At 68.7% G+C, this 20,649-nt stretch carries 20 protein-coding genes and 1 pseudogene; 16 read left to right on the top strand and 5 right to left on the bottom strand.

Going from position 1 to position 20,649, the window contains the following annotated elements:
* Window positions 1-205 precede the first annotated feature (205 nt).
* The 4 genes and pseudogenes from ACZ6D7_RS46410 to ACZ6D7_RS46425 form a co-directional block, all read left to right on the top strand.
* Window positions 206-727 (top strand): hypothetical protein, encoded by a 522-nt coding sequence (locus tag ACZ6D7_RS46410; RefSeq protein ID WP_469504800.1) that lies wholly within the window; start codon window positions 206-208, stop codon window positions 725-727.
* Between the two features lie 74 nt (window positions 728-801).
* Window positions 802-1,299, top strand: a complete 498-nt coding sequence (locus tag ACZ6D7_RS46415) for a GbsR/MarR family transcriptional regulator (protein WP_469504803.1) — start codon at window positions 802-804, stop codon at window positions 1,297-1,299.
* 24 nt (window positions 1,300-1,323) lie between these two features.
* A complete protein-coding gene (locus ACZ6D7_RS46420; protein ID WP_469504806.1) occupies window positions 1,324-1,695 on the top strand; it encodes a hypothetical protein in 372 nt (123 codons plus the stop codon).
* Between the two features lie 250 nt (window positions 1,696-1,945).
* Window positions 1,946-2,109, top strand: a pseudogene (locus ACZ6D7_RS46425) (MerR family transcriptional regulator); the annotation flags it as partial.
* Here the strand turns inward: ACZ6D7_RS46425 and ACZ6D7_RS46430 are convergent.
* On the bottom strand, window positions 2,099-2,275 hold the full coding sequence (locus tag ACZ6D7_RS46430; RefSeq protein ID WP_469504850.1) for a hypothetical protein: 177 nt from the start codon (window positions 2,273-2,275) through the stop codon (window positions 2,099-2,101). The pseudogene ACZ6D7_RS46425 and the gene ACZ6D7_RS46430 overlap by 11 nt on opposite strands.
* A gap of 62 nt (window positions 2,276-2,337) precedes the next feature.
* On the opposite strand from ACZ6D7_RS46430, the gene ACZ6D7_RS46435 reads away from it, so the two are divergent.
* Window positions 2,338-3,015 (top strand): hypothetical protein, encoded by a 678-nt coding sequence (locus tag ACZ6D7_RS46435; RefSeq protein WP_469504853.1) that lies wholly within the window; start codon window positions 2,338-2,340, stop codon window positions 3,013-3,015.
* A gap of 130 nt (window positions 3,016-3,145) precedes the next feature.
* Here the strand turns inward: ACZ6D7_RS46435 and ACZ6D7_RS46440 are convergent, their stop codons facing one another.
* Window positions 3,146-3,754, bottom strand: a complete 609-nt coding sequence (locus ACZ6D7_RS46440) for a hypothetical protein (RefSeq protein ID WP_469504809.1) — start codon at window positions 3,752-3,754, stop codon at window positions 3,146-3,148.
* Window positions 3,755-3,896: 142 nt separating this feature from the next.
* Window positions 3,897-5,318 (bottom strand): tyrosine-protein kinase domain-containing protein, encoded by a 1,422-nt coding sequence (locus tag ACZ6D7_RS46445; RefSeq protein ID WP_469504811.1) that lies wholly within the window; start codon window positions 5,316-5,318, stop codon window positions 3,897-3,899.
* Between the two features lie 225 nt (window positions 5,319-5,543).
* Here ACZ6D7_RS46445 and ACZ6D7_RS46450 point away from each other — a divergent pair, with 225 nt between their 5' ends.
* The 9 genes from ACZ6D7_RS46450 (at window position 5,544) to ACZ6D7_RS46490 (ending at window position 16,211) form a co-directional block, all read left to right on the top strand.
* Window positions 5,544-7,376 (top strand): DUF4012 domain-containing protein, encoded by a 1,833-nt coding sequence (locus ACZ6D7_RS46450; protein WP_469504815.1) that lies wholly within the window; start codon window positions 5,544-5,546, stop codon window positions 7,374-7,376.
* Window positions 7,360-8,205, top strand: coding sequence for a glutaminyl-peptide cyclotransferase (locus ACZ6D7_RS46455; RefSeq protein WP_469504818.1), 846 nt, complete (start codon window positions 7,360-7,362; stop codon window positions 8,203-8,205). The genes ACZ6D7_RS46450 and ACZ6D7_RS46455 overlap by 17 nt, the downstream gene beginning before the upstream one ends.
* A 208-nt stretch (window positions 8,206-8,413) precedes the next feature.
* Window positions 8,414-9,571 (top strand): DUF1972 domain-containing protein, encoded by a 1,158-nt coding sequence (locus ACZ6D7_RS46460; RefSeq protein WP_469504821.1) that lies wholly within the window; start codon window positions 8,414-8,416, stop codon window positions 9,569-9,571.
* A gap of 6 nt (window positions 9,572-9,577) precedes the next feature.
* On the top strand, window positions 9,578-10,810 hold the full coding sequence (locus ACZ6D7_RS46465; protein WP_469504824.1) for a hypothetical protein: 1,233 nt from the start codon (window positions 9,578-9,580) through the stop codon (window positions 10,808-10,810).
* Window positions 10,807-12,030 (top strand): hypothetical protein, encoded by a 1,224-nt coding sequence (locus ACZ6D7_RS46470; protein ID WP_469504827.1) that lies wholly within the window; start codon window positions 10,807-10,809, stop codon window positions 12,028-12,030. Before ACZ6D7_RS46465 ends, ACZ6D7_RS46470 begins: the two co-directional genes overlap by 4 nt.
* On the top strand, window positions 12,027-12,896 hold the full coding sequence (locus ACZ6D7_RS46475; protein WP_469504830.1) for a CgeB family protein: 870 nt from the start codon (window positions 12,027-12,029) through the stop codon (window positions 12,894-12,896). Before ACZ6D7_RS46470 ends, ACZ6D7_RS46475 begins: the two co-directional genes overlap by 4 nt.
* Window positions 12,893-13,768 carry a glycosyltransferase family 2 protein gene (locus ACZ6D7_RS46480; protein ID WP_469504832.1) on the top strand — a complete coding sequence of 292 codons (876 nt, stop codon included), beginning with the start codon at window positions 12,893-12,895 and terminating at the stop codon, window positions 13,766-13,768. The genes ACZ6D7_RS46475 and ACZ6D7_RS46480 overlap by 4 nt, the downstream gene beginning before the upstream one ends.
* Window positions 13,741-14,952: a polysaccharide pyruvyl transferase family protein gene (locus ACZ6D7_RS46485; RefSeq protein WP_469504835.1), complete on the top strand. Its 1,212-nt coding sequence runs from the start codon at window positions 13,741-13,743 to the stop codon at window positions 14,950-14,952. The genes ACZ6D7_RS46480 and ACZ6D7_RS46485 overlap by 28 nt, the downstream gene beginning before the upstream one ends.
* On the top strand, window positions 14,949-16,211 hold the full coding sequence (locus tag ACZ6D7_RS46490; protein ID WP_469504837.1) for a glycosyltransferase: 1,263 nt from the start codon (window positions 14,949-14,951) through the stop codon (window positions 16,209-16,211). Before ACZ6D7_RS46485 ends, ACZ6D7_RS46490 begins: the two co-directional genes overlap by 4 nt.
* On the opposite strand, the gene ACZ6D7_RS46495 is transcribed toward ACZ6D7_RS46490, so the two are convergent.
* Together ACZ6D7_RS46495 and ACZ6D7_RS46500 are read right to left on the bottom strand one after the other, a co-directional pair.
* Window positions 16,212-16,760, bottom strand: a complete 549-nt coding sequence (locus ACZ6D7_RS46495) for an arsenate reductase/protein-tyrosine-phosphatase family protein (protein ID WP_469504840.1) — start codon at window positions 16,758-16,760, stop codon at window positions 16,212-16,214.
* Window positions 16,761-17,262: 502 nt separating this feature from the next.
* The gene (locus ACZ6D7_RS46500) at window positions 17,263-18,063 is read right to left on the bottom strand and encodes a hypothetical protein (protein ID WP_469504842.1); all 801 of its coding nucleotides are present in this window, start codon (window positions 18,061-18,063) and stop codon (window positions 17,263-17,265) included.
* Between the two features lie 79 nt (window positions 18,064-18,142).
* Between ACZ6D7_RS46500 and ACZ6D7_RS46505 the strand changes: the two genes are divergently transcribed.
* Together ACZ6D7_RS46505 and ACZ6D7_RS46510 are read left to right on the top strand one after the other, a co-directional pair.
* The gene (locus ACZ6D7_RS46505; RefSeq protein WP_469504844.1) at window positions 18,143-18,559 is read left to right on the top strand and encodes a MarR family winged helix-turn-helix transcriptional regulator; all 417 of its coding nucleotides are present in this window, start codon (window positions 18,143-18,145) and stop codon (window positions 18,557-18,559) included.
* 1,165 nt (window positions 18,560-19,724) lie between these two features.
* Window positions 19,725-20,378: a class I SAM-dependent methyltransferase gene (locus ACZ6D7_RS46510; RefSeq protein ID WP_469504847.1), complete on the top strand. Its 654-nt coding sequence runs from the start codon at window positions 19,725-19,727 to the stop codon at window positions 20,376-20,378.
* Window positions 20,379-20,649: the final 271 nt, after the last annotated feature.

Consider the following 20,649-nt stretch of genomic DNA (forward strand, 5'->3'; position numbering starts at 1 on the left):
TTCTTCCTCTTCGGCCAGGGCGAGGTCGCCCCGGTCACCCGCGAGGTCCTGCGCGAGGCCGAACCCGACCGCAACCGCAGACCCCGCGTCCACACCGGCTGAATCCGGCGCTCGCGTCAGGCCCCCGTCAGGATTCGCCCGTACGGCGTCAGGACCCCGTCAGCGGCAGTCTCCTGGCCCCGCCCTGCGGCCTGGCGTCAGCGACATGACACGGATGGACCCGTGGGCCCCGGCCGTCGGCGACCGCCACTGGAGCGGCAGCGCCCGGCTGGCGGCGACCTGCGCCCTGGTGTTCTGCGCCCTTTCCCTGCTCGTGGACTGGGACGCGGGCAGCCCGACGTTCCTCCGAGCTCTGCTGTGGCTGACCTTGTCCGCCGCCGTCTTCGCCGTCCTGCTCCCACCCTGGGTGACCTCGGGCCCCGGCTGGCTGGCGGTACGCACCCCCTGGAGCAGGCACATCGTGCGTACGGACGCGCTGGTGGCCGTACGACAGTACGGCGGCGTCACCACGCACCTGGTCCTGCGCGACGCCGACGGCGGGCGCCTGGAACTCGACCCCCTCGTTCTCGCCGCCAACCCCCTGATCTGGCACGAGCTCGACACCGGCGTCCACCGCTCCGTCGAAAGCGGCACGCTCCGCCAAGGCGCGGACATCCTGGAACAGCTCGGCCACCGGATCGACGACGAGACCACGCGAGCGGTCCTGAGGGCGTCCGGGCTCTCCTGACAGCCTGAGATGCCACAAATAATCGTCATCTCAGGCATCTCAGGGATTCCAGTCGAAGGTGATACCTTCGAAGCATGCCGACCGACGCCCAGCTGCTCTTCGCCGACCACGTCGGCCGCTTCTACGCCCGGCAGTACGGCTTCCCGCCCATGGCCGGACGCCTGCTGGGCCACCTCCTCGTCTGCGATCCGCCGCAGCAGACGATCGACGAGCTGGGCGAAGCCCTCCTGGCGAGCCGCAGCGCCATCACCGGCGCGGTCAAACTGCTCGAGAACTACGGGATGGCCCGGCGCACCCGCACCGCCGGTGAGCGCATGGACCGGGTGAGCCTGAACCCGGACAGCCGGCAGCCGCAGAACTTCGACGCCGCACTCCACCACGAACACGCCGCACTGTTCCGGGAGGGCCTTGTGCTCCTCGCCGACGCGCCGCCGGAGCGCCGCGCCCCACTGGAGGAGATGGTCGCGCTGGCCGAGTTTCTCGCCGAGCGCCTGCCCCGCCTCGTCGACGAGTGGGAGGCACACCGCGACGAGCTGCGCGCCTCGGGACGACTGGCCGGCCCCCGCGCATAGCCCCACACAGAGAGGTCGCCCCTGATGACCGAGCACGACCCGACCGCCCAGTCCACCCAGTCCGCCCTGTCCGCTCTACGGGACCGGGCAGAGCACGGCGACCACAGCGCGATCGACGAACTGATCGAGCTCGCCGCCGAACTCGGCGACCTGAACGAGCTGCGCCGCCTCGCGAACGAGGGCAACACCGACGCGGCTGACGAGCTCATCCAACTCGCCGCAGAACAAGGCAACCTCGTGGAACTTCGCCGCCTCTCGGACGGCGGCAACGCCACAGCCACCGACCAGCTGATCGAACTCGCCACCGAGCAGGAGGACTTGGACGAGCTACGACGCCTCGCCGGCCGGGGCAACACCACTGCGGCCGAGCAGCTCGCAGAACTGACCGCCGAGTGACCTCCGCCTGCCGATAACGGCCTCTCCGCGGGCACCCGTGAGGCTCGGCAGAGGGCCTGTCGCGCCTCACGGATGCAGGCGTCGAGGATGTCGACGGCCGTGTGGCCAACGGCACCGCCATCGTGATCGCGGACTGCACGGGCACGGCCGCCCAGCAGTGGACGGCGACGTCCACCGGCACCCCGGCGAGGTCGCGACGGACAGGGCGGCCGGGGCCACCGCGGTCTGTACGGGGATGGCGCTGGAGAACGAACGCGGCCGGGTGATCACGCGCCGGGATGAGGGCGGCCTGCGCCTCATCGGCGGGAAGGCCTTGGCCGCCTTCTCCGTCGAGCAGGCCAAGAGCGGCGACGGCAAGGATGACGCCTCGTACGCTCCGTCCGCAACGCCCTCCCCGGCATCGTCACGGCCGTGGCGCGGGCTCCGCCTCCGGCTCCCGGGAGTGCGGCACGGTGGTGTGGAACAGGCTCGCTTCGAGGTCGTCGAGAGCTCGTCTCGCGGTGGCGATGCGGGCGCGGACCTCGTGGTCCGGGGCGAGGGTCGGCTCTGCCCCGCCTGCGGCCTGTTGCTCACGTTTCATCTCGCGGGCCTCCTCCAGAGGCGTCTCCGCTGCCCGGAGCACCCCGACGGGAAGAACCGCTCATGACCCCGCAGCCGCCCGACCACCGCACCATCGACGACCTGCTGGCCGAGGCCCGCACCCGCAACCGGTACGCCACCTACAACATGGCCGCGGCCGAAACCCGGCTGCGCACCCGGCAGACCGCCCGCCACCGGCCGCCCCGCCAGCGCAGCACCGACACCGCCCTCGCCCACACCGAGTGGACCCCGCCCGAGAACGAATCCACCCCGGACGCCGACCGCGCCTGGTGGGACCTCAACGCCGTCTGCCTCCTGGTCCTCGGACCCGACGCCGACAGCCACCTCAACGACTTCATCACCAGCCAGTACGCCGACAAAGCCGGGGCACTCGTCTTCGCCTGCCTGCTCCACCTCGCCGACGACCGCAGCGGCGCCCGCTTCTGGTGGCGCTTCGCCGCCGGTGCCGGCCACCAGCTCGCCGAGTACTGCCTCTTCCTCGAACACGCCCACAGCGGCGAGTACCACGACGCCGACTACTGGCGCACCCAGCTCGTGCGCCAGCACTTCGAACCGGCCTTCCTGTGCGGAGACCGCTCCACCGCCCCCGTTCTCGGACCGCCCTGGATGGACCAGATCCATCCCCTCATCACCCGCTGCCACCACTCCGAGATCGGCGCCATCCCCCTCCCCCAGCCCGCCCCGGTCGACCAACTACGCAACCTCACCTCCCCCCTGTGAAGGCCGATCACGGACCAGGGTGTTCTTCTGACCCGCTCACCTGGCTCACCCTGGTGAACGCTACGAGGGGCCGGTCCATCAACCGAGCCCCTCGGATTGCCCCTCCATCGATCAGAACGACTCGAGCCGGTCAGCCGCGCTTCACCCGCCGGGTGAGAAGGAGCGCCCCGCCACCGAGCAGAGGCAGTCCGGCAGCCCCGCCGGCCAGCAGGAGGGCCGAGCGGTTCTCGATGGAGTGGGCGATGGGCTGCTTGGCGGCGTGGTCGACGGGCTTGTTGTCGGGGTCGTTACCGTAGCCGCCGTCACCGCCGTCGTGCCCGCCGCCGTAACCGCCGTCGTGCCCGCCGTCGTCCTCTCCGTTCTCAACCGTGATCTCGGTCGAGAGGGTGAGGTCCGGGTCCTTCGCCCTGAGCAGGAAGAGATGCTCACCCGATTTGGTCCGTGCGGGAATGGTGACGCTTCCCTCCACCCTGCCGGTGGAGTCGGCCGTGAAGTGCCCCAGGACGACGATCTTGGACGCGAGGTCCGCTTCCACGTCCTGGTTCGCCTGGAATCCCGTTGCGCTGAAGTCGACCTCGCCGCCCGCGTCCACAACCGTGGCACTGAGGGACAGGGACGGGGGCGGGGGCGGATACGGCTGGGCAAGGGCAGGCTGCGCGCCGAGCACCGGTACCGCGGTCAGGACAGCGGAGACCGCTGTGGCCGCGAGGGCGGCACGCCATGTCGATGACGCCGTCATTTCACGCTCCTTGAGTGGGATCAGGCCGACGCCATGGTGCGACCCACGAGTGTGTTATGTGCATGTATAACTGCAAAGCGCGCTTTATAACACTTTTTTTCTAATGACAGACCATATGGAGCAGTGAGCCGCCGGGGATCTGTCACGTCGGCCACGCTTTCTGAGCCGACCAGCGGGGCAAGGGAAGTTCGCCGTACCTCGCGTAGGCGCTGTAGCGGCCGCCCTTGAGGGGCACGGTCATGTTGAAGACGGTGCCAAGGACGCGGCCGCCCACCCGTTCCAGCGACTCGGCGGCGGAGCGGACCTGGTCACGGCTGGTCTTCGAGGCCCGGACGACGAGCAGCGTGCCCTGGGCGAGCGGGGCAAGTCCGATGGTGTCGGCGACCGGCAGCAGCGGCGCGGTGTCAACGATCACCACCTCGTAGGTCTCCGTCAGCTCACGCAGGATCTCACCCATGCGGGCCGAGGCGAGCAGCTCGGTGGGGTTCGGCGGCACGGCGCCGCTGGCGAGCACCGACAGCCCGTTGCCGGCTCGTTGCATCACGTCTTCGACCCGGGCCCTACCGATGAGCACGGTGGTCAGTCCGGCGTCCCGGACGAGGCCGAAGGTCTTTGCCACGCACGGGCGGCGCAGGTCGGCGTCCACCAGGCAGGTCGACACACCCGCTTCGGCAAGGGAGAGGGCCAGGTTCACCGAGGTGTTGGTCTTGCCCTCGCCGGGCACCGAACTGGTCACCATGATGATCCGGGGACGGTCGTCGACCTGGGCGAACTGCAGATTGGTGCGCAGCTTGCGGAACGCCTCGGCGCGCTTGGAGTGGGCGGCGGAGGTGACGAGCGGTCGTCTGGGGGCGTTCTTGTCGTACGGAATTGCTCCGAGGCCCGGCAGACCGGTGAGTTCGCCGAGCGCCTGGCTGGTCTTGACGGTGGTGTCGAGGGTCTCGCGCAGGGCGACAAGTCCGGCACCGAGCAGTAGCCCGGCGAGCGCTCCGACGGCCAGGTTGAGCAGGGGGCGCGGCGAGACGGGACGACTGGGCGCGACGGCCTGCTGGGTGACGCCCAGCGAGACCGGCGAGACGGTGCCGGGCTCACCTTGCTCGCGCGGCTGCTCCCGGTCCGCCGGCCTGGGTCTCTCCAGCGACTCGACGACAGTACTGAAGCGCTCCGCGACGGCGTTGGCGATCCTCGCGGCACGCTTGGGCCTGGTGTCCCGGACGGTGATATTGATGAGCACGGTGTCGAGCGGGGCCTCGGCGGTGATCCGGGATGCCAGTTTCTCCGGTGTGGTGCGCAGCTTCAGCTCACGCACCACGTGCTCGGTCACCTGACGGGTCGCCACGATGGCGGCGTACGACTGCACGCGCGCCTGCGAGAAGGTCTGCCCCTGATTCAGTTGGACGGTGTCCTCACTGGTCCGGGTGGCGACGAACAGTTGAGTACTGGCCGAATAGACGGGGGTGCTCACTCTCGCGAGGGCGAGCGCCGCACAGAGCGAGAGAAGCAGGCAGACCGTGACGGTCAGCCAGCGTCTGGCAAGAGCATTCAGGAATGCGTGGAGATCCAAGCTGCACCCCTCACAGAACCAAGGAAACCGCTTTGAAGCAGATGTGTTTCCCAAATGACACCGTTAAAGATAGGTGCTCGAACGCTTCAAGCCGGGAAGCCACCCCCATGTCGGTCCGTTAATAGGCCCACTTATAGGTGTATCCAGGTCTTGTTCACGGTGGACTCCTGTTCAAGAGGGACGCCACATCGACCGGCCTGGAACCGACCGAGGAGAGTGGAGAGCATGACGGCTTCGCCGAAGTGGCGCCCGGCTCCCGTCCGGCGCCCAACGGTCAGAAACGTGCTGCTGGCCGCCGCCGCGCTCGGTCTGGCCGGCGCCGCCTGGATCGCGATCACCGGACTGCTCGCCCGTTCCGAGTTGCTCGCGGCGCAGCGGGACCTGGACGCGCTGCGGCAGTCGGTCGCTCTCGCACCGGCGCCCGGCGCGGCCTCCGGTGCGCCGGGCACGTCCGACCGGGAGAAGACGATGCGTTCCGCGGCTGCGCACGCCGCACGCGCACATGACCTGACCACCGGCCCGGCCTGGTACACAGCCGCGCGCCTTCCCTTCCTCGGCGGCCCCGTCGCGATCCTGCGTGGCACCGCGTATGCGGCGGACAGGCTGGCCGACGACGTCCTCTCGCCGCTGACGCGTGTCTTCCCGGCCCCCACTGCGGGAGGCGGCGGGTCCGACGCCGTCGCTCAGTCCCTCACGGCGTTGCAGGGTCACGCCACAGAGCTCGACCGCGCCGCACGCACCGCGGCGGAGGTGCGGGCCGACACCCGTCGGCTGCCGCGTTCCACCTGGCTGCCGGCGGCCGACCGAACTCGTGAGCAGCTCTCGCGGCAACTCGACCGCGTCGCCCCGGCCATGGCCGATGCCGCCTTCGCGGCCCGTGTCCTGCCGCCGATGCTCGGGGCGCAGGACGAGCGGCGTTACTTCCTCGCGTTCCAGAATCTCGCCGAGGCACGTGGCACCGGCGGCATCCCGGGCGCCTTCGCCGTGTTGCGGGTGAACCGCGGTCGCCTGGACTTCGAGCGTTTCGGCAACAACACCGAGATCGAGACGACCGTCACGGCCGCCGCCCGGCCCGTGGACCTCGGAGCCGAGTTCGCGGCCCAGTACGCAGGCAGCGCCCCGACCCGTACCTGGGCCAACTCCAACATGAGCCCGCACTTCCCCTACGCGGCCCGCATCTGGGCCGCGGCATGGCGCGAGCACAGCGGCGAGCACGTGGACGGCGTCATCGCCGTCGACCCCAGCGCGCTGAGTCGGCTCCTGCGCGTCACCGGTCCGGCCCGCATGGCGGACGGCACCGTACTCTCCGCCGACAACGTCGTGGACCTCACCGAGCGGGCCAGCTACGCCATCTACGGGGACATCGCCGAGCGCAAGGCCTTCTTCGTGGAGGCGGCACGCGCGGCCGCCGTACGGCTGACGGACGCCTTCGACGACCCGCACCTGCTGCCCGGCCTGCTCGGCGCCGTGTACGACGCCCAGCGGAACGGACACCTCAAGGTGTGGAGCGCCCGCGCGGCGGAGCAACGGCTCCTCGCATCGCGCTCCTTGTCCGGTGTGCTCCGGGACACCCCCGGCCCTTTCGCGGGACTCGTCGTGAACAACGCGGCCGGCTCCAAGCTGGACTACTACCTCGACCGGAGCCTCGTCTGGTCGCCGGACCGCTGCTCCGGCGACCACCGGTCGGTCACCGCGACCGTGACCCTCACCAACCGGGCCCCGGCCTCGGGCCTGCCCTCCTACGTCACGCTGCGGGCGGACAGACCCGCGTATCGCACGCGCCCGGGCGACAACCGCCTCCTGGTGTCCTACTACGCGGGCGCCGGCGCCGGCCTGACCGAAGCCACCCTCGACGGCCGCCCGGTACTGCTGGCCTCCGGGACCGAACGCGGCCATCCCGTGTACACCCTCGACCTGGAGCTGCCCGCCCAGTCCAGCCGCACGCTGGTGCTCCACCTGCGCGAGCCGCACGCGGACCGTGCTCCCACCGTTCTGCGGCAGCCCTTGGTGACACCTCTCAAGGCCACCGTGAAGCAGGGCGATGCCTGCCGTGCCTGAACGCGTACGCCTCGCCGTGGCATCGGTGCTCGCAGGGGTACTGCTCACCTCGTCGACAACGGGTGGCACGTCGGACCACCGCACCTCCGGTACGCCGACGGCCGCAGAGCCTGCGCCGACCTCCGCGGACGGCGTCGAACGGTTGCGGGTCAAGGTGCTGGAGATCCTTCCGCACGACCCGGAGGCCTTCACCCAGGGACTGGAGATGTCCGGCGGCACGCTGTACGAGGGCACCGGTCTGGTCGGCCGGTCGTCGGTCCGGGCAGGTCCGCCCGGCAGTCGCCCCACGGTCCGGGTGGCGTTGCCCGCGCCGCTGTTCGGCGAGGGGATCACCGTGCTCGGCCGGACGCTCTGGCACCTCACCTGGCGGGACGGGACCGCCATCGAACGCGATGCGACGACGCTGTCGGAACTACGTCGCGTCCCCTACTCCGCCGAAGGCTGGGGAGTGTGCCACCAGCGGTCCAGGAACCGGCTGGTGACGAGCGACGGCTCGTCCCGGCTGACGTTCCGGAACCCGAAGACGCTCGCGAGGACGGGCGACATCACCGTCACCCAGGCCGGCCGACCGGTGCCATGGCTCAATGAACTGGAGTGCGTCGGCGACGCCGTGTACGCCAACGTCCTGTTCACCGAACGGATCGTGCGCGTCGACCCGTCCACCGGGGCGGTGACGGCGAGCATCGACGCCGCGGGCCTGCTGCGCGCGGACGAACGCGTGAACGGGTCCGCCCTGAACGGCGTCGCGGCCGTTCCCGGCACCGATCAGTTCCTGATCACCGGCAAGTTCTGGCCGAAGATGTTCCGCGTACTGTTCGTCCACGACTGATTCCGGGCGCTGCTGATCGAGTGACAGACGACCGAAGCCCGGCGTCGCGGACCGGTCCGCCGTCAACAGGCATACAGACTCGATTGCGTCCTGTCGGCGCGGTTGCAGTGCGAAGGCAACCGCGCAACGAAGCTCATACGGATCGCTCACGCCGTGTCAGCCGGCCGAGAGCCTCCTCATGAATGCGGGGAACCGGATGCACATCGCCATGATCGGAACACGAGGCGTTCCGGCGCAGTACGGCGGTTTCGAGACCGCGGTCGAGGAGATCGGCAAGCGCCTCGTCGCGCGTGGTCACCGAGTGACCGTCTACTGCCGCAACGAGGGCCAGACGACGACCGAGTACCTCGGCATGGACCTCGTCAACATGCCCGCGTTACGCAAGCGGTCCCTGGAGACACTGAGCCACACCGCACTGTCGGTGCGCCACGCGACCAGGCCGAAGAACATCCCGGATGCCGCCGTGGTGTTCAACGCCGCCAACGCGCCGTTCCTCGCCCGGATGCGCAAGGCGGGCATCCCGACCGCGGTCCACATAGACGGCATCGAGTGGAAGCGCCAGAAGTGGGCCGGCGCGGGCGCCAAGTACTACAAGTGGGCCGAGCGGAAGGCCGCCACCGAGGGCCTGGCGCTGATCGCCGACGCCCGGGGCATCGCCGACCACCTCTGGGACAGCTACCGCCGGCACTCCTACGTCATCGCGTACGGCGCCCCGATCCTCTGCCCCGAGTCGGACCTGCTGAGGCAGCACCGCCTCGAGACCGGTGGGTACCACCTGGTCGTGGCCCGGATGGAGCCCGAGAACCAGGTCCACCTGATCGTGGAGGGCTACGCCCGGTCGGGCTCGGACGTCCCGCTCGTCGTGGTGGGCGGCACCCCGTACGGCGACGAGTACATCGACCGTGTGAAGCGGCTCGCCGGCCAGACGGACACACGGTTCATCGGCACGGTGTGGGACCAACGACTGCTGAACCAGCTCTACGGCAACTGCCGCAGCTACCTCCACGGCCACTCGGTCGGCGGCACCAACCCGTCGCTGCTGCGCGCGCTCGGCTGCGCCGCCCCGGTCTCGGCGTACGACGTGACCTTCAACCACGAGGTCACCGCGGGCCACGCGCGGTTCTTCGGCACACCGGAGCAGGTAGCCGGGGTGATCCGGACGGACGACGCCGACATCGAGGGTGCACTGCTCCGCGGCAAGACCGGCCAGGAGCACGTGTCCGTTGCCTACCGGTGGGACGACGTGACCGACGGCTACGAGCAGATGCTGCTCGAGCTGGCGGGACACGTCGGCCGGTCCACTTTTACGCTGACGGGGCCCGGGGCGCGCCTTGCGGACGTGCCCGGCACGGCGGAGACCGGCTGACTGCACATGGACGGTCTGGACCTCTGCTGCCTGCTGATCGCAGGCCTTCTGGCTCTCGCGTGGTCGCTGTCCCGTCGACGCCGCTTCGTCGCGGGGGTCGGGTTCGCGCTCTTCATTACCTGGCTCGGGCAGCAGGGGTCGTTGCCGTATCTGGGCGTGCGGGATCCCTCGCCGGAGAGTTGGTTCGGTGCGGTTGCGGCGGCTGCGGCCGCGTCCCTGGTCAACCTAGTCGTTCCGGAACGGCGGCCTTCGCTCCGCGACGCATTCCCCGAACGCCTGCAGGGACCTCATTTCCGCCGGGCTGTCGCAGTCGGCCTGGTCGGCCTGACTCTCATGGTGCTCAGGTATGCGCAGCACGGAGTCCCCCTGCTGTCGCGGTCCAGATTCGAGTCCGTCGGCTCCGTATCGCCTCTTCTGTCCTTGACGACGACGGCTTGCCTGGCGACCTCGGTGGCCATGCTGAGCATTCCGTCGGGCAAGCTCCCTGCGGCAACTCGTCTCCTGATCGCGATCGAGTTCATCCTGGTGGTCCTCAGCGGATCTCGTGTCCTCCTGCTGGCCCTGATTCTGCTCTTCGCAACGGCTCGGATGCGGTCAGGAGCGTGGAGACTCTCCTTGCGGGGCGTCACGCGGGCAGGGCTGGCGGCCGCCGTGATCGGGCTCGTGGTGTTGCCCGGCGTCTATTCGCTCAGGGCGACTCACGCGGACGGGACCGCGATCCTGGCTCAGCGCACTCTCTCAGACCCCCGCCTGAACGGGAGCCTCATCCGGATCATCGGTCCGGGTACGTACGTCTCGGCTCGGAACGGGGCGGCGGTCACCACTCGGCTCATCGCCATGCCCACTCGTCCCCGGCACGGGTATGTGGGCGCCGCCCAGCTCCACCTCGCCTCGATCGCTCCCGGCACCCCGTACGTCGAGGATCCGGAAATCTTCCTGACCGAGTCGGTGTTCGGGCTCGATCGATCGCTTGTGGGCAGCACCGCGCTGCCCGTGACCTCTGCCATCTACGTGGATTTCGGCCTCTGGGCGTGTGCACTGTTCGGCGGTCTCGGAGTCATCGTGTACGACCGGCTCAGTCACTCGAACTTCTTCGTCGCGAACTGGTTCGTGTTCGGTCTGGCCATGTCCGCGTACGGGATGTACCTCTTCTCCCTGCAGTTCGTATCCCTGATGGCCAGTCTTTGGCTCCTGACCCCCTGGCTGCGCAGGGTGAGCACGGCGGGAGACGTTCGGTGAGGGGGGTCGGCCTGGGCAGCGCCCGAGTCGGCTACCTGTTGATGTCGGGAGCCGCGTTCTTCGTGGCCGCCTTGAGGGCAGATCCATCCGAGATGGGACGCTTTGCACTCGCGAGCGGCTACGCGGGCATCGCGGTCGTGGTTCTGGACATGGGCCTGAGCCGGGTGGTCCTACTGAAGTTCGTCGTCGGTCCGAGAGGGTCGGACGCGATGGCACAGATCGTACGGGTACGAGCGCCGGTCTACGCCCTGCTGGCCGCGTCGCTGCCCGCCCTGGCCCTGGTCGGCCCCGAACCGACCGGGGCGGCCGGGATCGTGGCGAGCCGACTCGCCCTGGGTGACGTCGAGGCACTCAACATCGCATGCCGGCGTTTGACGGCAGCCACGATCGCTTCCCTGGTCAACGGGACAGTCACGATGATCGGCCTCATCCTGGCCGCCCCCTACGGTTCGGCAGTGATGCTGTGGGCCTCGGTGCTCGGCAATCTCATGGCACTCGCGGTTCTCGGTGTTTCGGCATGGGATGCGCGACCGGATGCGCGGGACGATGTCGAACCGCTGCGTTGGCAGGATGCCTGGGCGTTCGGCCTGATGGCCGTTGTCGGCGTGGTGTACCTCCGGTCCAGCATCGCGGTGCTCGGTCCGATCGGGGTACTCGCCGTTCTCGTCGCGTCATTCGCCATCGCTTTCAAGCTGTTCGAGTTGATCGTCGCGATGCGTGGGGCGCTTGTTCAGCGCCTCGCCGTCGACCTGGCCTCGGCCACCGATCCGGTGCCACTCATGCGGCAGTCGGTCCTACGGATCTCGGTGGTCTCCGGCTGGGCGGGTCTGCTTGCCGTGCTCGTCACTTTCCTGCTGCGCACCAGGTCGTTGTTGGGTGGCTACCCTCAACTGTGGGACCTGGCTCTGGTCGTCGCGGCCTCGACGCCGCTGATCATGTCCCATTGCGTGACGTCGGCCTGGGTCTATTCGCGTTCGGGTTCAGCGGCGACGCTGTGGGACAGCGTGCTCCTGGCGCTCGTCGCCTTCACCGCCGCGGCACTGGGCGCGCTCGTGGACCTTCGGCTCGTGATGGCTGCCACGTGCCTGATGGAGTACGTGTCGTTCTTGGCCTTCTCACGGCGGGTCGGGCCGAAGTTCCTCCGATCGACCCGGACATGGATGCCGCCGATCCTTTCCTCCCTGCCGGGAGTCGTAGTGGCTGCGGTGGTGATCCGATGACGCTTGCTCTGGTGGGAATGCGCTGGTGGGGGCCCGGGCCTGATGACTTCTGCCAGCTGGCCCGCTCCCATTCGATCCGGCCCGTGGTCGTTGCCGATCTCGGGCGACCGGTACAGCGGAGGATGCTGGGGAGCCGAACAGCATCGGATTCGCTGGTTGCCGCCCGCCTGATGTCGCAAGGCAGAACGGCCAAGGGCTTCATCGTCCTCGCGCCGCATCGCGTGCCGCCCTCCCTTCTCGGCTGGATGAAGAAGCGGGGCCCGGTGTTCGCGTGGCTGGGGGACGAACCTGTGGGGGCGCGCGCGGTGCGCTTCCCGATGACCGCCTTCACGAGAGTTGCCTGCGCGGACCCACGATGGGTTCCCGGATCGTCGTGGCTTCCCTGGCCGCACCTGGTTCCGCGATCCATGACCGAGGGAATCTCAGAGGGTGCGTCGGGCTCGTTCGCTGTTGTGGGCACCGCGTATCCGGATCGGGTCGAGCTGGCTCGCTCCGTTCACCGGATGGGTCGCCTGAGTGCGTGCGTAGGTACGGGGTGGCCCGACGACCTGCCCGCTGTGCCCCCGAAAGGACGCGTCGACACTCTCGCCTGGCTGAAAGGTCGCGAGGTCACTGTCCTGAACGTTCCGCATCGGCAGATACTGCGGACCTACAACCCCTTCTTCTTCGATGTGGCGGCGGCCGGGATCCCGCAGATCGTCATGGCGCCACCCAGTCCCTTCCCCAGCGCACTGGATGTGGTCGGCCGCTGTGCCCATCCGGAAGGGCTTCGACGAACTCAAGTGGCGCCTTCAACGACCGTGCGACTGCAAGCGGAGGTTCTGGCGCACCACTCGGTCGACGCAAGGTTGGAGATGTTTCTGTGAGCAGTACACCGCTACCCGTCGCCGTGATCACGTACGGGCACCCACCGGACATGGTCCAAGAAGCCCTCTCGTCCGCCCTCGAGCTGCAGGCGGAGGGCTTCGCACTGACACCGTGGATCGTGGACGACTGTTCAGGTCGCGCTCCGAGCCTGCCGGGAGTCAGAACCGTGACGACCCTCAGGAACGGTGGCTACGCGGCCGCGGTCAACTTCGCCGTGTCCGCGTTGGCAGCCGACGCCGAGCGGATCGTCTTCATCAACCCTGACGCCTCGATGGACCGGGAGTCGTTCCGGGCGTTGGTCACGTGCCGATCCAGTGCGGCGGTGGTCGTGCCCTCGATCCCCCACGGCCCGCATCTTGAGAACGTGCGACGCGTTCTCACCTCGCTGCAGGTCCTCTTCATGCTCATCCTGCCACGGCTGGTCCGACAAGCCCTGCTGTCCAGCACTTCGGTGCCCCTCCGAACCGATCTGAGGTCGGGCTGGGTCCCCGCCGGGACCATTGCGTCATTCGACGCCGCCTACCTTCGAGCGCATCCCTTGCGGCCAGAGATGTTCTGGATCGAAATGAGCTCATGGGCGCGCGACAATCCGCGAGCGGGAATCGAGGTGCTTCCGATCATCGCTTCGCACTCCGGTGGAAGCAGTAAGAAGCAATCGGCCGCGAAGGTCACGGCCAGTCAGCTGGCCGCGCACGTGGCCTACCTCCGCGCGTACGGCAATCCGATGGAGAAAGCTCTGCTTCCGGTCGCATTCACCCTTGGCCGACTGCTGCAACTCGCGTGCCTGAGATTGTCGGTCCGAGGAATGGTTGAACTGTTCCATCTCTACCGGGGGGAGTCGTCGTGGCAGTCGATCCGCGCATTGCGTTGATCACCGAGGCGTATTCGGGCCGCAACCTGGGAGACCGCGAACTCGTGCTGGCGACCGTTGAAGTCGTCCGAGAGGCTCACCCGTCGATGCGGCCGGTCGTCGTCGCACTTGAGCCCGAGACCTTCCGAGACGCGCTTCCGCATGTCGATGTCCTGCCGCGTCTGTTCGACCGCCGGAAGCTTGCTGAAGCCACCGCCGTTCAGCGGGCGTGCCTGCTTGTCGGGTGGGGTGCGTTCATCCTGGTGGAGACCTCCTTCGTGGCGTTGAGGGTCCCCGCCCGACTCCGGCGTCCTGTTGCGCAGCGGTTGTTGGGGGCGCCTGCCATGCGCACCTACGACTCGTACTGCCGTGCTGTCAGGCATTACGCGGTGGGCGGTGGATACCTCGGTGACCGCTATGTCAAAGAGTCGGCACTGACCTTGTGGACCTGGTGGTGGGCAGTACGCAGGGGCGTGCCAGTGGCCACCATGCCCGTCAGCATCGAAGCTCAAGGCCCGACGATGAAGCGCCTGCTTCGCGGCCTGCTCCCAGGGGTCCGGGTGGCTGTTCGTGACGAGTCGAGCGAGTCGGTCCTGCGCGGTCTCGGACTTCGTTGTCGACGGTTCCCAGATCTGGCCTTTCGTCACGCGTTCCGGCCCGCAGAATTTCTCCCGGCGGTTGGTGATCGATGCATCATCTTCCCCGTGGGCTCCGACTACTTCGACACAGCGGTCTGGCAGGAAAGATGGCGGGACGTGTGCCAAGTTGCGGAGACCGAAGGGTTTCCCTTGTCCGCGTACGCAATGCACGAACCGATTCATGGAGCCATGGCGGGTCATGACGGGGAAGTGGTCGATCTGCTCGTCCAGCAACACAGCGCGGAGAGACTCGCCGGCGTGGCCTCGTATCAGGACCTGTGTGCGGTCATCGGCAGGAAGGCGCGACTGGTGGTCACGGCTCGGATGCATGCGGCGATCGCCGCCCTTTCCGCAGGGGTGCCCGTGGTGGTGTTGGGGTACGAGGAGAAGCATCGGACGCTCATGCGCCTGCTCGGGCTCGAGGATTTGTACATCCCCTTGGATCGGGCTGGTCGGCCGGCTGTCGCGGAAGCGATGTCGATCGCCCTTTCGTTGGACCGGACGGAGCTGACCAGACGCGTCCTCGCCTATGCCCGGCCGCTCGACGGTCTGGTGGCCGCGCTGTGAGGGTCCTGCTGGTCTCCAAGTACCTCCGCCGGCTTGGAGGGGTCGAGACATACGTGGGATGGCTGAGCGGCGCACTGGCCGACGCGGGTCATGAGGTGGCGCTCCTGGGCATGGACGAACCGGTCGGCTCGACGCCACTGTGGCAGGAGAGCCAGCGCGTCTGGTTCTCACCGTCGCGTGATTTTCACGGCTCCCTGTCCCAGAAGGTCAGCGGGGCCGCTCTCTCGGTGTACGCGCCGGGCGTTCGCCGTCTGCTGGACTCGGCATTGCGGGAATTCCGTCCCGATGTCGTGCACTTCCACGGAACGTGCTACCAACTGACCCCGAGCGTGTTCGCGAGTGCGCGGGCCCACGGAGTCCCGTCGTTGCTGACGGCCCACGAATACAAGCTGGTATGCGCGAATCAACGCCTCTGGGACGACTCGCGGGGCCAGGAATGTCATGCGTGCGTGGGTCTGTCCCCTCTCGCGAAGGCCAGGGAAGTCGTGCGCAGAAAATGCGTCAAGGCATCCGTCGGCCCAAGCGTCCTGGCCGCGCTCGAGCAACCTCTCTCACAAGCGCTCGTCAGGAAGGCCGGCGTTCGTTTCCATGTTCCGTCCCGGTACATGGAGAGCGTGCTTCAGGCGGATGGATACGCGCCCGAGTCGGTCGCCTACGCGGACCTCCCCTGGACTCCGGCGAAACCGGCCGCAGACGTACGGGAACGGGCCACGATCGTCTACATCGGGCGGCTCTCCGTCGAGAAGGGCGTCGATCGGTTGCTCCGGGCCTGGCCATTGGTGGTGACGACCTGGCCCGGTGTCACACTCCGGATCGCCGGAGACGGGCCCGAGCGGCCCGCACTCGAGTCCCTCGCTCAGCAAGGGGACCTCAAGGGCGTCGAATTCACCGGACGGTATGAGCCACACGAACTGGACAGCCTGTTGAACGGCGCTCTGGCGACCGTCCATCCGTCCGTCTGGGCCGAGAACAGCCCTTTCACCGTCAGGGAGTCCCTGATGCGGGGCGTACCCGCGCTCGTGTCCCACCGTGGCGGCCTGCCCGAGATGGTCAGCTCTGCCACGGGCTCGGTCTTCGACTCCACCGATGTCCAACAGATGGCGGCCGTGATCACCCAGGAGATCGAGGCGCCGAGGGCCGGATCAGAGGCACTGGCGGCTGCGGTCGAACGGCGACGCGTCACCGCGAAGCAGCATCTCGACTGGCTGACCGGACACTACTCGGACTTGCGTATCGGCCGCGGCAGTTCGCGCCCGTGATCACCCGGCCCGGACAGCCGACGCGATGCGGTCCACCACGCCCTCGATCCGCACCAGGCACTCCAGCAGCTCACGGGGACGGGCACCAAGAGGGTCGTCGATGTCGTCGGCACCCGGATGTGCCCCCGCCGCGCCGCGTCGAGTGGCGGCGCCTCGGACGAGGGCCGCGAACCGTGCGGCCGGGTCTCCCACGCCCGCCGCGTCCTCCGGCCGCACCAGCCCGGCGAACTCGCAGAGGGTGAAAGCGCGGGCCAGCGCCCATACGGGAGAAAGCCGCACAGCGGCCTCGCGATGCTCCGTCGCGGCCCCCAGCACCAGGTCCGAGTTCTCGACCAGGTCCTTCGTCAGCCGACGGGAGCCCGTCCCGGAGGGATCCGCACCGCGCTCAAGAAGGAAGGACGCCGCCACGGTGGGCATGGGCATACCCGGGACGGCCTGGGTGCCCGCGCTGCCGAGTCGGATCACGTGCCGCGACTCAAGCAGCCGCTGCCTGAGCAGACACTCGGCGAAGGGGGAGCGGTAGAGGTTGCCGGTGCACACGACGAGCACGCGGAACCCGGGTACACACCCGCCGGGCGACGGTACCGGAGAGGGCCCGAGGCTGTGGAGCATGACCTCAGTATTCACCCGCGACTTCCGCTGGACGGGGACGTTCGCGCCCGCCAGGGTGTCGGGTCGTGGGCGGTGCGGGGAGGCCGGTCCGCCGGCCTTCGCTGCCGGCGCGGCGCCTGGAGGGACAGCCGCCGTACACCACGTCTGTGGACGCCCCCCGCGGCTTCGCCCGCACCAAAACAGCCCGCCGCGTCCTGCACGCCACCATCAGCGGATGAACGGGACGGCGAGGTCGTGATCACCAACGCTGGTTCCGGCATCAGTACCCTCTTGCGCCTCCACCGGAAGAAACGGGGTCTGTTGAGTATCCGGCTTCGTCCACTTCCCGGAGCAAGCTGCGGGTGCCGGAATCATGCAGCAGTTGTGGACCATGAAGTTCGTGATTGTTCACGAGAGCAGCGCCGGTGTCACGCAGTGCGCCGCGCCCGCGAGGGCGTCACTACCCGGCGTGTGACCGGGTGAGTCCGGTCCCGACCTTGGTCAGCATCTGGCCAAGCAGGTGGAGGGCTCGTGCCCGCGTCGGCGCTCCTCGCGCTGTGCCCCTCCAGTAGGCGTCGGTGAACTTCTCGGTCGCCGCGAGGATCTGGTCGTTGTCCTGGGCAGCCAGCACGAGAACGAAACGCACGTAGTCGCCGATGTCGGTGCCCTGCTGGTGACGCTCTCTGAAGCCGCACAGGCGCGGGGTCAGAGCGGGCAGCGTGCGCTCAGTCGGGAGGACCACGGCGAGGCCGGCGAGGGCCAGCCGGACCGCCGGACACTCGGCCGACCATCGGGCCAGCAGGTCCGGTGTGCAGGACTGGACGGCGATCCGGGCTTGGGCCTCGCTGTCGGGATCGACGTGTGGCGGAGTGGTCGGCCAGCATTCGGCCAGGTGACGCTCGGCGACGGTGGCGGCGCTGAACAGCAGGCGCACTGCCTGGAACCGGTGCCGGGCGGGCACCCGGCCGTCGGTAGCCAGGGTTGAAAGCAGGGCGAGGCCGTCGGCGGTGTCCGGCCGGCAGGTGTCCTGGTGGAGGATCTCGCTGTAGAAGTCCGTAAGGAAGTTCCCGTCGTCCCAGGAGCGGTCGGTCGTGGAGTCGAACAGCATCGCCGCCTTGGGTGGCCGCCGGTTGGGCAGGCGGTCGGCAATGACCTCCCGAAACAGCTGCCGGATAGGCGGACCGGAGCCGATCGCGTCCTGCACAGGATCGGGACGGACGCGAGCCGATGGGCGAGAACTAAAACCATCGAGGTACTCCATACTTGAGGACATCAAACAATATGAAGCTGACAGATGTCAAAGGTTGAGAGATTCAAGCTTTTCGCGGTACCCTCCAGGTATGCCGTCCACCCCGTCCAAGGCCCAGCTCATGGAGCTGCTCGCCCATTCGGTCAGTACGCACTACGCCGACTTCACGACAGCCGCCGCCGACATGGGCCTTACCTCCAGCCAGGCGAAGACCCTCACGGTGCTGCGCCGCGCGCCTGCCTCGATGCGCTCGCTCGCACACACCCTCGCCTGTGACGCATCGAACATGACCGGGATCATCGACCGCCTCGAAAAACGCGATCTGGTCCGCCGCGAGGTCAGCGCCACCGACCGCCGCGTGAAGAACGTCGCCCTCACCGAGACGGGCCAGAAGCTGATCGACACGATCCGCGAGCGGATGGAGCAGACACAGACCGGCCTGGACCAACTGTCCGACGAGGAGCGCGCCGAACTCTTCCGCCTCCTGACGGTGGTCTTCCCGCACTGATGTGCGGCGGTGTCGTTCTGTCGGGCAATCGAGCGGTGGCTGACGGCTCGACCGTGGCCCAAGAACCCCACCCGTCCGGCAGGCTGCGGCCCAGCCTCTCGGCGCGGACCCTCGCGCAACTCGCCGACCGAACGAAGTCCCCTGACTGGCAAGGTCCGGGCTGGGCCGGCTTCGGCAGAGTGCAGTCGTACAGCAGGTCCGCCCAGGGCTCGCCCGCCTCGTGGAAGCCGTCCTTGAGCGCGACCAACTCCTTGGTGCCGTCCGCGCGTACGCCGACAAAGACGAGTACGCGGACTGGGCCCCTTCCGAGCGGACGTCGAGGTGGATGCCGCCGACCCGCACAAGCGCAGTCGATCTCTGCGCGGTCGCGGTCAAGAAGGCGGCGCGGTCGGCGTGGCACTGCTGCTCAGATGGGTGACTGTGGCCGGATGCAGCCCGGCCGAACCGTAAAGGAACCGCTCCAGCACGGGTGCAAAGTGTGCGGCATCAAGGGACTTCTGCGTCAGTGGCGGATGAGCGAGGGCCCCTCAATCGAGTCGACGAGTGGCGCGAGGACCCCGTGGGAGCTATTGTCGGCGAGGTAGAACGACCGGTCTTTCTGTGAGGTGGCCCCTCGGGGCCGTCTGGGCGGGTCCGCCATCAGCTGGAGGACTCCCCCGGGCCCCGGTGCACGTCGAACAGGGATGACAAGTTCCATGAAACCAATCCGCTCCAGGGCCGAGGTGGCCTCCGCCGGTGAGCCTCTTGTCGCTGAAGAGGGTGCGGATCCCTCCGAAGGGAGCCATCAGGCCGCGCACCGCCTGGAGAGCGTCTGAGCACTCGGCGGCCGCGTACATGAACGGCGATGCGCGGAAGCCGCGCTCGCGCGCGTGCCCTGGGATCGTCTCGAAGATCAGCTCGATCGCCTCCGCGGGCGGGTGCCCGGCGGTCAGCTGTTTGGCCACCTCCCAGTAGCGCGTGTCCCTGGTCAGCACACCGGCCACGGCCAGGTCGTCCGAGAAGGCGAAGTGCCGTAGAAGGTGCCGCGTCCTCCACGGCCGACGTCGCCCTCCCAGTCCTTCCGCCCTCAACAGAACCGGCCGCTGCGCCACCGACGGGACCCACAGCACATTGCCCGTTCACACCGACACGATCGACCCCCGCACTCCCCGACAAGGGCACCGACATGACCACCAGCACCACGCACCACACAGCCCGGCACTGCCCGCTCTGCAGGCGGCCCTTGCAGGAGCCGAACGACTACACCCTGTTCCTGCGGCAGTGGGTGCGCGCACCGGCCCGTATGGGGGCAATCGCCCCCAGCTCGCGGCACTTGGCCGAGGCGGTCTGCGCGCCGGTGCCCGAACGCGGCGAGCCCGTCGTGGTGGAACTGGGTGCCGGCACCGGACCGTTCACCGCCGAGATCCAGCGCCGGCTGGGCGGCCGCGGCCGCCACCTGGCCGTCGAGATCGATCCACTCCTCGCCCAGCGCCTGCGTCACCGCCACCCGGGAGCGGAGGTGATCCAGCGCGACGCCGTGCACCTGCGCCACCTGCTGGATGAGCGCGGCATCGAGAAGGCCGACGTGGTGGTCAGCGGCCTGCCCTGGGCCCTCTTTCCCTCCGCCACCCAACACCAGCTCATGGACGCGACAGCCGCGGTGCTCGCCCCGGCGGGTGCCTTCACCGCGTTCACCTACCTCCACGCCGTTCCCCTCACCCCCGCCCGTCGATTCCGCGAACTGATGGCCAACCGCTTCGAGGAAGTCGTCCCGAGCCGCACCATATGGCGCAACACACCCCCGGCCTTCGTCCTCCACGCCCGCAGACCCCGCCCATGACCCATCCTTCCGTCGTGGTCGGCACCCCCGCAGACCACTTTCGCGGTGCTCGCACGTGAGCGCCTGGCCGCTGCCGAGGCGGCCGGGACCGGGCCGGGCTGCTGGTCGCAGGCAAGACCCCCATGGGGGGAGGCGGCGTGGGCGTGGGCCTGACCGCGCCCGAGCCGATTCACTCAAAGTGGCTGTCGGACAGGGAAGCCGTGAAGGTCACCAAATCCGGGACGTACGCGATGCGTTCTCTGTATGGACCGGGTGACGGCGTGCGCGCGCT

Source organism: Streptomyces sp. NPDC041784, assembly GCF_055591025.1.